The organism is Anaeromyxobacter diazotrophicus (genome assembly GCF_013340205.1).
Taxonomy (GTDB): domain Bacteria; phylum Myxococcota; class Myxococcia; order Myxococcales; family Anaeromyxobacteraceae; genus Anaeromyxobacter_A; species Anaeromyxobacter_A diazotrophicus.
In genome coordinates, this window is record NZ_BJTG01000001.1 from 1 (window position 1) to 13,369 (window position 13,369).

Below are 13,369 nucleotides of genomic sequence, written 5' to 3' on the forward strand. Positions count from 1 at the left end.
TCGGCCGCCGCCTGGAAGTGGTCCAGCCACCGGCACTATGCCTACGGCGAGCCGAACGATCTCATCACCGACGCGCCGGAGTACCTGGCGCTCGGCGCGACCGGGCCGCAGCGCCGCAAGAACTACCTGCACCTCTTCGCGCAGCGCTTTCTGAAGCCGCTGCTGGTTCGCCGCTCCGACCTGGTCGAGGCGCCATTCGTCGGCGAGGCCTCGTGGCTCGCCCGGCGGCTCCTCGCCTGCGGGCTCTCGCCGCCAGGCTGACGAGCTCGAAGTCCGCCTGAGCGGTGCGGTGCAGCGTCGGGTTGGCTGCTGCTGGCCTGAGTTCGTCTCAGCAACGCCTTTGAGTCCGCGCAGCGCCCTTTCTGCAGCGCGATCGCTCCGCGCACGGAGCTCTCTCCCCATCCTGACGGGCGTGTTGGTGCCCGCCCCTAGCCTGCCGCCCCACTCCGTGACCTCTTGGAGGTCCGACGTTCTCCGATCCTCCCGTTTGTCGCAGGCTTCTCGTCCGGCACCCGAGGCGAGGCTCGTCCGGCACCCGAGGCCGAGGGCATCGGTGGGAGCATCGGCATCGGGCATCGGTGCCGGAGCATCGGCATCGGGCATCGGTGCCGGGCATCGGGGCACATCGGGGCATCGGGGCCCGCGCCCCCGCGAGCACCCCCATCCAGCGGGGCTGCGACTTTTCATCCTGCGTGCGCCTCGCGCTGCAGGCGCTATCTAACGGGCCACTCCCCGGGGGTGGCATGGAACGGACGCTGGGGCTGGGCCGGGTGGCGGTGGTCGATCACGGCGAGAGCGCGCGACGGGTGCTGCGCGCCGTGCGCGAGCTGGGGCGCGCCGGGGCGGTGGTGGCCGTCCACGATCCGCGCGACCGGCCGGGGCGCTTCATCCGGGAAGCCGACGAGTCGATCGAGGCGACCGGCGGGCCGGAGGAGCTCCTGCGGGCCTCCCGCGCCGAGAGCGCCTGGCTCGGACCGGCCAGTTCCGCCGAGCGGCTGGCGTTCGCGGAGGCGTGCCAGCACCTCGGTGTCCGGCACCTCGGCCCGCCGCTGGAGGCGCTCCGGCGGCTCGCGGCGCCAGGCGGGCTGGACCGGCTGGCCGGGCAGCTAGGCGTCGAGCGGGGCACGCTCGCCGACGCCCCTCCCGGGCACCACCTGGTGGAGGTGGTGGTAGCGCGCGACGCGCGCGGCGGCGCCTGGGCGCTCGGGGTCGGCGACGCCTCCCTGCGGCTCGGCGAGCTGACGCTCCTCGCCGAGTGCCCGTCCCCGGCGCTCACCCCCGCGGGCGACGGTCTCGCGCGCGACCTCGGCGTCCGCGCCGCGGCCGCCGCGGGTTGGGTCGGCGTCGCCGCCGTCCAGCTCCTCGTCGATCCGCACACGCGCCGCTGGGCGCTGGCCGGCCTCGAGCCCTTCGCGGAGTCCGCGCCCGCCGTCGAGGCGTTGTCCGGCACCGACCTGGTAGGCCTCGCGCTGCGCCTCGCCGCGGGCGACGTGCTGGAGGAGGCGCCCGCCCCCCTCCACGGCCACGCCTTCGCGGCGCGCCTCGCCGCGCGCGCGCCAGGAGAGGAGGCGGCCCGCCCCGGCCGCGTGCTCCTCCTGCGGCTCCCCTCCGGCCTGGGCGTGCGCGCCGACGCCGCGCTCGACGAGGGGGAGCGCGCGCCGCCGGGCCGAGGCGTGCTCGCCACGCTCGTCTCCCGCGGCGCGACGCGCCTCGAGGCGCTCGGCCGGCTCGAGCGGGCGCTGGCCGAGGCCGACGTGCTGCTGCGCGGCAGCGGGAGCAACAAGGCCTGGCTGCTCGCGCTCTGCGCCACGCCCGCCGTCCGCGCGGGCGAGGCCGGGCTGGGCGAGGTCGCCGCGCTCGCCGCGGGCGCGCCGCTGGTCGCGCCCCGGCCCGAGGCCGCGCTCCTCGCCGCCGCGGTCGAGGCGTACGAGACCGAGCTCGACCTCGAGCGGGCGCGCTTCCTGGCCGAGGCGCGCCGCGGTCGCCCGCGGGTCGGCCCGTCCTCCGGACGCGCCATCGAGCTGCGCCACGCCGGCGCCCGGCACCGCTTCCAGGTGCTGCAGATCGCGCCGCGGCTCTACCAGGTGGCGCCTCAGGGCGGCGGACCGGTCGAGGTGCGGGTCGACCGGCTCGGCCGGCTCGAGCGGCGGCTCGCATGGGCGGGCCAGCGCGCCCGCGTGCTCCTCGCCAGCGACGGCCTCGACCAGGTGCTGCAGGTCGACGGCGTGCCGCACCGCGTGGCGCGGGAGCCGGCCGGCCTGGTCGTCTCGCCCATGCCGGCGGTGGTGGTGGCCATCGCGGTCGAGCCCGGCCAGGAGGTCGCCGCCGGCGAGCCGCTCGCGCGCCTCGAGTCGATGAAGGTGGAGACCCAGATCACCTCGCCCGAGGCGGGCGTCGTGCGCGAGGTGCTGGTGGCCGTGAACGGCCAGGTCGACGCCGGCGCGCCGCTGCTCCGGCTCGAGCCGCTGCGCAGCGGCGCGGAGCCGACCGCCCCGGCGCTCGCGCTGCCCCCGCCGCCGCCGGCCCCCGCCGGCGCGCGCGAGCGGTGGGTGGCCGCGCTCCACCAGCTCCGGCGGCTGCTGCTCGGCTTCGACGTGGCCGCGGCCGACGCGCGGCGGCTCGCCGCCGGCTGGCGTGAGCTCGCCGCGGCCGCGCCCGCCGCCGACCCCGAGGTGCTCGAGCTCGAGGAGGAGGCGCTGCGGGCCTTCGCCGATCTGCAGTCGCTCTACAGCCGCGTCCGGCCCCCGGCCGCCGACGGCGGCAAGCCGCCGCTCGAGGAGCTCTGGCGCTACCTGCACGAGCCGGAGGCGGGCGGCGGCGGGCTGTCGACCGCCTTCGTCGCGCTCCTCGAGCGCGCGCTGGCGCACTACGGCGCGACGCTCGAGTCCACGGGGCGGGCGCTCTCGCTGGCGCTCCTGCGCCTGCAGAAGGGGCACGAGCGCGCCGACGAGCAGGTGGCGCCCATCCTCGGCCTGCTGGAGCGCAGGCTGGCCGAGCATCCCCCGCGCGGCCTCGCCGGCGAGGGGGCGCGCGCGTTGCTCGAGCGGCTGGTGGCGCTCGGGGACGAGCGCTTCCCGCCCCTCGCCGACCTCGCGCGCGAGGTCCGCTACCGCCGCCTCGACCAGCCCGCGCTGGAGGAGGCGCGCCGGGCGGCGTACGCCCAGGCCGAGGCCGACGTGGCGCGGCTGCCGGCGGCCTGCGGCGATCCGGCCGAGCGGGAGCGGCTCATCACCCGACTGGTCGAGGCGAGCCAGGCCATGGCGACGCTCCTCGTCTCGAGGATGGCCACCGCCGCGCCCGCCCCGCGCGCGGCGCTGGTCGAGACCTTGCTCCGCCGGTTCTACCGGGTCCGCCCGCTCGGGAAGGTCGCGATCCGTGAGGCGGACGGCCAGCCCTGCGCCACCGCCGACTACCAGCGGAACGGCGAGGAGTTCCGCGTCGCCGTCACCTGCGCGCCCGCCGACGGCGCTGCGGCGGCGGCGGCGCGGCTGGCGCGGCTCCAGGCCGAGGTGCCCGCCGGACGGGAGCTGGTGGCGGAGCTCTACCTCTGGCGCGACGCGGCCGCCGAGCCGGACGACGCCCTCGTGGAGCCGCTGCGCGCGGCGGTGGCCGCGGCGGGGTTCTTGCCCGGGCTGCGGCGCGTCTCGGTGATGGTGACGCTCCCGGCGGAAGGGCTCGGCGCCCGCAGCCAGCGTCACTTCACCTTCCGCCCGGAGCCCGGCGGAGCGCTCGCCGAGGACCGCCGCTACCGCGGCGTGCACCCCATGCTGTTCGAGCGCATGCAGCTGCAGCGGCTCGCGCGCTTCGAGCTGACGCAGCTCCCGGCGGTCGAGGACGTCTACCTGTTCCACGCGCGGGCGCAGGCGAACCCCAAGGACGAGCGGCTCTTCGCCATGGCCGAGGTGCGCGACGTCACCGCGGTGCGCGACGCGAGCGGGCGGCTCACCCAGCTCCCCGCCTTCGAGCGGATGTTCCACGAGGCGCTGGCCGGCATGCGCCGGTTCCAGGCGCGGCGTCCGCCCGGGCAGCGCCTCGAGTGGAACCGGATCCTGCTCACGGTGAGCCCGCCGCTCCCCGTCACCCGCGAGGAGGCGGAGCGCGTCGCCGAGCGGCTCGCCCCCGCCGCCGCCGGCGCCGGCCTCGAGATGGCGCTCGTCGACGCCCGCCTCCCCGACCCGGCCACCGGCGAGCTGCGGCAGACGCTGCTGCGCGTCATCGCCCGCGACGGGCAGGGCGTGGCGCTGCGGTGGGACGAGCCCACCGACCGGCCGCTCGAGCCGATGGGCGAGTACCAGCAGAAGGTCGTGCAGCTCCGCCGGCGCGGGCTCGTCCACCCCTTCGAGCTGCTGCGGATGTGGGCGCCCGCCGAGCCACACGCCGGGATCCCGCGCGGCGAGTTCCTCGAGTACGACCTCGACGAGCGGCAGCGGCTCGTCCCCGTCCACCGCGGCCCGGGCCAGAACACCGCCAACGTGGTGGTGGGTGTCGTGAAGAGCTTCACCGAACGCTATCCGGAGGGCATGCAGCGGGTGGTCGTGCTCGGCGATCCCGGGCGCGAGATGGGCTCGGTGGCGGAGCCGGAGTGCCGCCGGATCGCCGCCGCCCTCGACCTGGCGGAGCAGCTCGGGGTGCCGCTCGAGTGGTTCGAGGTGTGCGCGGGGGCCAAGATCTCGATGACCACCGGCACCGAGAACATGGACTGGGTCTCGCGCGTGCTGCGCCGGATCATCGAGTTCACCCAAGGAGGCGGCGAGATCGACGTGGTCGTGATGGGCATCACCGTCGGCGCCCAGCCCTACTGGAACGCCGAGGCCACCATGCTCATGCACACGAAGGGCGTCCTCATCATGGCGCCCGGGAGCTCGATGGTGCTCACCGGCAAGCAGGCCCTCGAGTACTCGGGCTCGGTGTCGGCGGAGGACAACGAGGGCATCGGGGGGTACGACCGCATCATGGGCCCGAACGGCCAGGCGCAGTACCAGGCGCGCAGCGTGCCGGAGGCGCTCCAGCTCCTGCTGCGGCACCACGAGCACGCCTACCGGGCGCCCGGCGAGCGCTTCCCGCGCCAGGCGCGGACCGGCGACCCGCGCGACCGCGACGTGCGCCCGTACCCGCACGGCCCGGAGGGCGGCGCCGGCTTCGAGACGGTGGGCGACGTCTTCAGCCAGGAGAAGAACCCGGACCGCAAGAAGCCGTTCGAGATCCGCCGGGTGATGGCCGCCGTCTCCGACCAGGACCACCCGCCGCTCGAGCGCTGGAAGGACCTGCGCGGCGGCGACACCGCGGTGGTCTGGGACGCCCACCTGGGCGGCTGGCCGGTCTGCCTGGTCGGGATCCAGTCGCGCCCGCTGCCGCGGCTCGAGTTCGTGCCGGCCGACGGCCCCGAGGTGTGGTCGGCGGGGACCCTCTTCCCGCAGTCGTCGAAGAAGATCGCGCGCGCGGTGAGCTCCGCCAGCGGCAACCGCCCGCTGGTGGTGCTCGCGAACCTGTCGGGGTTCGACGGCTCGCCCGAGTCGATGCGGCGCCTGCAGCTCGAGTACGGCGCCGAGATCGGCCGGGCGGTCGTGAACTTCCAGGGCCCCATCGTCTTCTGCGTGGTCTCGCGGTACCACGGCGGCGCCTTCGTGGTCTTCGCGAAGACGCTGCGCGAGGAGATGGAGATCGCCGCGGTGGAGGGCGCGCGCGCCTCGGTCATCGGCGGCGCGCCGGCGGCGGCGGTGGTCTTCGCCCGCGAGGTGGAGACGCGCACCCGCAAGGACCCGCGGGTGGCCGAGGCGGAGCGCGCCGCCCAGGCGGGCGGGGCGGCCCGGGCGCGGCTGGCCGAGGTCGTCGCGCGCGTCCGCTCGGAGAAGCTGGGCGAGGTGGGCGAGGAGTTCGACCGCGTGCACAGCGTCGAGCGCGCGCTCGAGGTCGGCTCACTCGACCGGATCATCGCGGCGCGCGATCTGCGGCCCTACCTCGTCGGCGCGGTGGAGCGCGGGATGGCGCGCGCGGCCGCCGGGCCGGCGGGGCCGCCGGCTACGCCGCCCTCACGATGAAGCGGTCCGCCAGCCCGCCCGCGAGCGCCCGCTCGAGGCCGCGCGGGACGAGGAACATGGGCTCGAGCCCGCGGTCCAGGGCCGCCCCCGCGGCCTCCTCGGCGAGCGGGCTCACCGCCTCGGGCCGCGGCGGCGCCCGGCTCAGGTCCACCACCACCGCCGCCGCCTCCTGGCGCAGCCACTCCAGCGCGACGTGGAGCCGCCGCGCCGCGAGCGCGAGGTAGAGCGGCTCCTGCGCCGGCTCGCCGCGGAAGCCGGCGAGCTGCACGCGCGCACCGCCGGCGCTCACCAGCGGGCGGAGGCAGAGGGGCAGGAGCGGCGCGCGCAGGGCGTCCGGCGCGGCTGGCCACGGCAGGACCCCGTCCGCGCCGGCGGCGGCCTCGCCCAGGGCGAGCCGCGCGGCGGCGGGCGCGCTCGCCGAGAGCGCGCGCCGGAGCCCCTCGCCCGCCCCCGGCCCGAGCGCCAGCGCGCGGTAGGGCCGGGTCCGCGCGAGCGCCTCCGCCTCGGCGCCCCGCGCCTCGTCGAGCGCCGCGTGCGGCGGCAGGGCGCCCCGCAGCGCCGCCGCCGCGCCGGCGGGGCCGTCCACCAGGAGGAGCCGCCCCCCGTCCGGCTCGAGCCGCCGCGCCTCGGCCCCGAGGACGCGCTCCAGCACGGCGCGCAGGGCGGGGGCGTCGAACGGCTTCGGCAGGTAGTCCGAGACCCCCAGCTTGATGGTGGCGGCGACGGAGGCGGTCTCGGCGCTCGTGAGCAGCACCACGCGCGTGGGATCGCGGTGCTGGCGCATGAAGCGGAGCAGGGTCGGGCCGTCGAGCACCGGCATCTGCAGGTCGAGGAAGGCCAGGTCGAAGGCGCTCGTCCGCAGCAGCTGCAGCGCGGCCGCGCCGTGCTCGGCGTGGACGACCTCGAAGCCGAGCGGCTCCAGCAGCGCCTCGAGGGCGGCCCGGATCGCCGGGCTGTCGTCGACGGCGAGCACCGTGCGCGCCGGCGGCGCGGGGAGCGGAGGCGGCATCGGCGGCGAGGATACCCGGGAGCGCGGGGGGCGGGCGAGCCTCCCCTCCGGCGTGGCGCGGCGCGCGCCGCCCGTGGCATGGTGCGGGCCCCATGGACTTCGCCTTCCACCCCGGCCCCGAGGACGGGGCCACCCGCGCCCGGCGCGGCACGCTCGTCACGCCGCACGGCCGCGTCGAGACGCCCGCCTTCATGCCGGTCGGCACCCGCGCCACCGTCACCGGCCTCACCCCCGCCGACGTGCGCGCCGCCGGCGCGACCATGATCCTCGGCAACACCTACCACCTGCTGCTCCGGCCCGGCCCCGAGGCGATGCGGCACTTCGGCGGCCTGCACAGGTTCATGGGCTGGGACGGCCCCATCCTGACCGACTCGGGCGGCTTCCAGATCTTCTCGCTGGCGGCCGACCGGACGGTCACCGAGGAGGGGGCGCGGTTCCGCAGCTACGTGGACGCGCGCCGGCTCGACCTCAGCCCGGAGCGGTCGATCGAGGTGCAGACCGCGCTCGGCTCCGACGTGATGATGGTGCTCGACGTGTGCCTGCCCTCCACCGCCCCCGAGGCGGCGGTGCGCGAGGCGATGGAGCGCACCCACCGCTGGGCGCTGCGGAGCCTGGCGGCGCGCACCGACCGCTCGCAGGCGCTCTTCGCGATCGTGCAGGGCGGGCTCGACCCGTCGCTGCGCGCCGCCTCCGCGCGCTTCCTCACCAGCCACCCCTTCGACGGGTTCGCCATCGGCGGGCTGGCGGTGGGCGACACCCGCGCGCAGCGCCGCGACATCGTCGGGTGGTCGGCGGAGCTCCTGCCGCGCGATCGCCCGCGCTACCTCATGGGCGTCGGCACGCCGCCCGACATCCTGGAGGCGGTGGCGCAGGGCGTCGACCTGTTCGACTGCGTCATCCCCACCAACCTCGCCTGGCAGGGCACCGCGTTCACCTCCACCGGGCGGGTCCGGGTCACGCGCAGCGAGTACCGCCTCTCCGACGAGCCGCTCGACCGCGCCTGCGCCTGCCCCACCTGCGCGCTGCACGCGCGCGGGTACCTGCACCACCTCATGAAGTGCCAGGAGCCGCTCGGGCCGCGCCTCCTCGCCATCCACAACCTCCACCACTACCTCGGGCTCATGCGCGGCGCGCGCGCCGCCATCGAGGCGGGCCGGTACGGCGCGTTCCTGCGCGCGACGCTCGCGGCCATCGACCGGCACGAGCACGACGCCACCGGCCGTTCGCCCGGGCGGAGAGCGCCCGCGCCCGCCCCGGCGCCGGGCGCCGAGGAGGGGTCCGATCGCCCGGGCACGGAGGCCGGTGGACCCGGCGAGGCGCGCTTCGCCATCGTCGACACCTCCAGCGGCGCGCCGGCCGTCCTCGACCGCGAGGTGGGGGAGGTCATGCACCCGGTCATCGGCGCCGCGGCCGAGTCGGAGCAGCTCTACGTCGCCCAGTCCCGGCTGCGGGAGCGCCTGGCCGAGGAGGGGCCGCCGCTCGTGCTCTTCGACGTCGGGCTCGGCGCGGGCTCCAACGCCCTCGCCGCGATCCGGACCGCGCGCGCCGCGCCGCCCGGCGGGCGGGGGCTCCTCGTCGTCAGCTTCGAGCGCGACCTGGGCGCCCTCGCGCTCGCGACCAGCGACGCGGGCGCGGCGCGGCTCGGCACCGCGCGGGAGGACCTCCTCGCGGCGCGCGCCCTGCTCGCCTCCGGCCGGCACGAGGAGGCGCGGGTGAGCTGGCGGCTCGCCGCGGGCGAGGCGCTGGCCGCGCTCCGCGCCGAGGCGGCGCGCGCCGACCTCGTCTTCTGGGACCCGTACTCGCCGCGCCACGACGGGGCGCTCTGGTCGGTGGAGGCGTTCTCGACCCTGCGTACGCGCTGCGCCGCCCGGGCGGCCCTCTACACCTACAGCGCGGCGACCAAGGTCCGCACCGCGCTGCTCCTGGCCGGCTTCTGCGTCGGGGTCGGCGATCCCTCGGGCCCCAAGGACGAGACCACCGCCGCCGCCCTCTCCTGCGACGATCTGGACCGCCCCCTCGAGGGCGGGTTCGTGGACCGGGTGGCGCGCTCCTCCGACCCATGGCCGGAGGACGCGCCGGAGGACGCCCTGGCGCGGCTGCGCGCGCATCCCCAGTTCGCCCGGTGAGGGCCTGACCCTTGCAATCGAGTCGCTCCGGAGGCCCGCGGGCTCGCGCGGCCGAGGAGACGAACCATGAACGGAACTGTGGGGAAGATGGCGACGGCCGCGGCGCTGGCCCTGGCCCTGGCGGCGACGGCGCGCGCGGAGGAGCTCACCTACGACGGCGCCACGACCATCGGCGGGCGCATCGTCAAGGAGGCCGCGCCGGCCTTCCAGGCCAAGACGGGCGTGAAGTTCGCCGACATCCGGATGAACGGCGCGGGCAAGGGCCTCAAGGCCGTGCTCGCCGGAGAGGTGGCGGTGGCGGGCGTCTCGCGCAGCCTCAGCAACGAGGAGCTCAAGCAGCGCCCGTACTTCCAGATCATCGGCTACGACGCGCTGGGCGTCTTCGTGCACGAGAAGAACCCGGTCAAGGCGCTCTCGAAGGCGCAGCTCAAGGCCATCTTCGGGGGCAAGGTCCACAACTGGAAGGAGGTCGGCGGCCCCGATCTGCCCATCGTCGCCTGCAGCGAGGGCCTCCAGAGCGGCCGCGCCACGGTCGAGACCTTCAAGACCACGGTCCTCGACGGCGGCGCCTACGGCCCGGTGAAGGAGCTCGACGACGCGGCCGACTGCGTGAAGCTGGTCGCCTCGACCCCCGGCGCCGTCGCCCCGGCCACCATGGCCTACGCCTCCGCCGGCGTCCGGGCTCTGCCGCTCGACGGCGTGAAGCCGACCCCCGAGGAGATCCGCGCCGGGAGCTACCTCCTCTCGCGCCCGCTCCTCCTCGTCGCGAAGGCGCGCCCCACCGGCGGCCTGAAGCAGTTCTTCGACTACATGCTGTCGGCCGAGGGCCAGCAGGTGGTGAAGAAGAGCTTCGTGGCGGCGCGGTAGCGTTCCGGGCGGGTCCGTCCGGCCGCACCCGCGGTCGGACGCGACCCGCGCGCCTCGAGCTCGAAAGGCGGCGTCATGAAGATTCGCACGCGCATCCGGGTCTCGTTCGCCGGCGCGATGGCCATCCTGGCGCTGGTGGGCGGGCTCGCCTTCTGGAGCGCCGCCGCCATCCGCGGCCGGCTGGCGACCGTCGTCGGGGACACCGTCCCCACCCTGCAGGCGCTGGAAGACCTCCGCAACGGCCAGGCCGCCGTGATGCACGCCCTCTACGCCGGCGCGGTGGCGCGCGGCGCCGAGGTGCGCCGCCTCGCGACCGGGCGGGCGCAGATGGGGTTCCAGCAGGTGGACGACGCGACCGCCGCCTTCGAGGCGCTGAAGCACGCCGGCGAGGTGCAGGCGCTGTGGGGCGCCGCCCAGGAGCCGCTCAAGGATTGGGCGGAATCGGCGCACGGGGCGCTCGACGCGCTCGACGCCCGCACCGCCGCCGCGCAGGGCGAGGACCCGCGCGCCGCCGACGAGGCGGAGCGCAAGCTGGCGAGCGCGTTCACGGCGCTCGAGTCGCGCCACGCCTCCGCCGACGGGGCGCTCACCGATCTCGCGCAGAGCGTCCGGGGCGCGGCGGATCAGCTGCGCGCGGACGGGGAGCAGACCGCCGCGCGCGCCATCCGGCTCATCCTGGCCTCGATGGCCGCCGGCGTGGCGCTGCTCGTGGCGGTGTCGCTCCTGCTCGGGCGGCGCATCGGCCGCACCATCGCCTCGGCGCAGGCCGAGATGGGCCGGCTCTCCGCGGCGGTTCGCGCGGGCGAGCTCTCGGTGCGGGGCGATCCCGCCCGCGTGGACGTGGAGTTCCGCGGCATCGTGGCCGGGGTGAACGACACGCTCGAGGCGTTCACCGGGCCCATCGAGACCACCTCCGCCTATCTCTCGCGGCTGGCCCGCGGCGAGATCCCGCCGGCGCTCGAGGCGGAGTACCAGGGCGGCTTCAACGTCATCAAGGACAGCCTCAACGGCTGCATCGCGGCGGTGAACGCCCTCCTCGCCGACACGCGGCGCCTCGTGGACGCGGCGGTGCGGGGCGAGCTCTCCGCCCGGGCCGACGCCGCGCGGCACCAGGGCGACTTCCGGGCCATCGTGCAGGGCGTGAACGAGACGCTCGACGCCGTCACCCGCCCCATCGACGATGCGGCGCAGGTCCTCGAGCGGCTGGCGGCGCGCGATCTCACCGCGCGGGTGGCCGGCGACCACGCCGGCGACCACGCGCGGGTGAAGGAGGCCGTGAACCGCACGGCCGAGGCGCTGCAGCAGGCGCTGCGGCAGGTCTCCGGCGCGGTGGAGGAGGTCTCGTCCGCGTCGGAGCAGATCTCCACCTCCAGCCAGTCGGTGGCCGACGGGGCCGCGCGCCAGGCGGCCAGCCTCCAGGAGACGGCGGCCCAGCTCGACACCATGGCCAGCATGACCCGCCGCACCGCCGATCACGCGCAGCAGGCGGACGCGCTCGCCCGCGACGCGCGCGCCGCGGCCGACGAGGGCTCGACGGCGGTGGCGCAGATGACCGGCGCCATGGCGGGCATCCAGGCCTCGGCCCAGGGCACCTCGCAGATCATCAAGGACATCAACGAGATCGCCTTCCAGACCAACCTCCTCGCGCTCAACGCGGCGGTCGAGGCCGCCCGCGCGGGCGAGGCGGGCCGCGGCTTCGCGGTGGTGGCGGAGGAGGTGCGGTCCCTGGCGCAGCGCTCGAAGGAGGCCGCGCACAAGACCGAGGCGCTCATCGATCAGTCGGTGCGGCAGGCGACCGGCGGCGAGCTCACCGCGCGCCAGGTGAGCGAGAAGCTCGCGCACATCGCGGGCACGGTGGCCCGGGTGACCGAGATCGTGGCCGAGATGGCCGCCAGCGCCCGCGAGCAGGCGAGCGGGATCGGGCAGCTGCAGGAGGCGCTGCACCACGTCGACAGCGTGACCCAGCAGACGGCCGCCACCTCCGAGCAGTCGTCCTCCGCCGCGAGCGAGCTCACGAGCCAGGCGCAGGAGCTGGCGTCGATGGTGGGCTCGTTCCAGCTCGCCGCGTCAGGCGGCCGAGGCGAGCGGCAGCTCGACCACGAAGGTGGAGCCGCGGCCGTGCTGGCTGTGGACCCGGATGGTGCCGCCGTGGGCCTTCACGATCTCGCGGGCGGCCCATAGCCCGAAGCCGAAGCCGCCGTACTGGGAGACGGGCGCGGCGCGCCCGAACCGCTCGAAGATGCGCGCGTGGTCCTCGGCCGCGATGCCGATGCCGCGGTCGCGCACCACCAGCACCGCCCGGTCGTCGGCGCGCGCCACCGCGACCTCCACCGGCTCGTCGCCGCCGTACTTGAGCGCGTTGTCGATGAGGCTCGCCACGACCTGCTCGATGCGGGCGCCGTCGCAGCGCCCCAGCACGACCCCCCCGACGCTGAGCCGCAGCCGCCCCGGCTCGGGGAGCACCGCGCGCCGCCGCTCGACCAGGCCCGCCACCATCGGGCCGAGGCTCACCGGGGCGAGGTCCAGCCGGAGGTGGCCCGAGGCGATCCGGGCCACGTCGAGCAGCGTGTCGATGAGCGAGCTCATGCGGTCGACGTGCTGCTCGAGCTTGGCGGCGCGCGCGGGCAGGGACGCGACCGCCTCCTCGGGCTTGCGCCGCGCCGAGCGGGCCAGCGTCTGGAGGTGCAGGCGCAGCGCGGTGAGCGGGGTGCGCAGCTCGTGCGAGGCGAGCGAGAGGAACTCGTCGCGGGCCCGGAGCGCGATGCCCGCGTCGGCCAGGCGGTGCAGCGCCTCCTCCCGCCGCTTGCGCTCGGAGACGTCGCGCAGCACCGCGGCGAAGCCGCAGGTGCCGCCGGCCTCGTCTCGCAGCGGGTTCAACACCACCTGCGCCCAGAAGGTGCTCCCGTCGGCGCGCACCCGCAGCCCCTCCTCGGCGTGCCGGCCGTGGAGGAGCGCCTGCTCCAGCGCCTCGGCGACGCCTCCCTCGGCGACCTCCTGCCCGAGGTGGAGGCGCCCGACGTGCTCCCCGACGATCTCCTCCTGGGCGTAGCCGAGGAGCCGCTCGGCGCCGCGGTTCCAGGTGGTGATGTGGCCGGCCGGGTCGAGCGCGAAGATGGCGTGGTCCGAGATGCTGTCGAGGAGCCGCCACGCCTCGCCGTCGCGCTCGGGTTGCGCGCGGTCCTCGCGCTCCGCGCGCGCGGAGGCGCAGCTCGTGGCCGTTTGCGTCATGCAGGCGCGCACCATAGCCGCTTCGGCCCCCGTCCGTCAGCGGGCTGCCGCTCGCGCGCCGGCCGGGAAAGCGGGCGCCCGCCGACGGGGGCGCCCAGCCG

General features: G+C 76.7%; 6 protein-coding genes and 1 pseudogene. 5 read left to right on the forward strand and 2 right to left on the reverse strand.

Features of this window, described 5'->3' with window-relative positions; all coding sequences use genetic code 11:
* Together HWY08_RS00005 and HWY08_RS00010 are read left to right on the forward strand one after the other, a co-directional pair.
* Positions 1–261: pseudogene (locus HWY08_RS00005) on the forward strand (transposase); the annotation flags it as partial.
* Between the two features lie 482 nt (positions 262–743).
* Entirely contained in the window at positions 744–6,038 is a 5,295-nt protein-coding gene (locus HWY08_RS00010; protein ID WP_176062076.1) for a carboxyl transferase domain-containing protein, read from the forward strand.
* Here HWY08_RS00010 and HWY08_RS00015 read toward each other — a convergent pair.
* Positions 6,019–7,047: a response regulator gene (locus tag HWY08_RS00015; protein WP_176062077.1), complete on the reverse strand. Its 1,029-nt coding sequence runs from the start codon at positions 7,045–7,047 to the stop codon at positions 6,019–6,021. The genes HWY08_RS00010 and HWY08_RS00015 overlap by 20 nt on opposite strands.
* Positions 7,048–7,139: 92 nt before the next feature.
* On the opposite strand from HWY08_RS00015, the gene tgt reads away from it, so the two are divergent.
* The 3 genes from tgt to HWY08_RS00030 all read left to right on the forward strand — a co-directional run bounded on the left by tgt (position 7,140) and on the right by HWY08_RS00030 (position 12,221).
* Positions 7,140–9,173: a tRNA guanosine(34) transglycosylase Tgt gene (gene tgt, locus HWY08_RS00020; RefSeq protein ID WP_176062078.1), complete on the forward strand. Its 2,034-nt coding sequence runs from the start codon at positions 7,140–7,142 to the stop codon at positions 9,171–9,173.
* A 66-nt stretch (positions 9,174–9,239) separates the two neighbouring features.
* The gene (locus tag HWY08_RS00025) at positions 9,240–10,040 is read left to right on the forward strand and encodes a phosphate ABC transporter substrate-binding protein (RefSeq protein WP_176062079.1); all 801 of its coding nucleotides are present in this window, start codon (positions 9,240–9,242) and stop codon (positions 10,038–10,040) included.
* Between the two features lie 75 nt (positions 10,041–10,115).
* Positions 10,116–12,221 carry a methyl-accepting chemotaxis protein gene (locus HWY08_RS00030; protein WP_176062080.1) on the forward strand — a complete coding sequence of 702 codons (2,106 nt, stop codon included), beginning with the start codon at positions 10,116–10,118 and terminating at the stop codon, positions 12,219–12,221.
* On the opposite strand, the gene HWY08_RS00035 is transcribed toward HWY08_RS00030, so the two are convergent.
* Positions 12,108–13,268 carry a PAS domain-containing sensor histidine kinase gene (locus HWY08_RS00035; protein ID WP_176062081.1) on the reverse strand — a complete coding sequence of 387 codons (1,161 nt, stop codon included), beginning with the start codon at positions 13,266–13,268 and terminating at the stop codon, positions 12,108–12,110. The genes HWY08_RS00030 and HWY08_RS00035 overlap by 114 nt on opposite strands.
* Positions 13,269–13,369 lie beyond the last annotated feature (101 nt).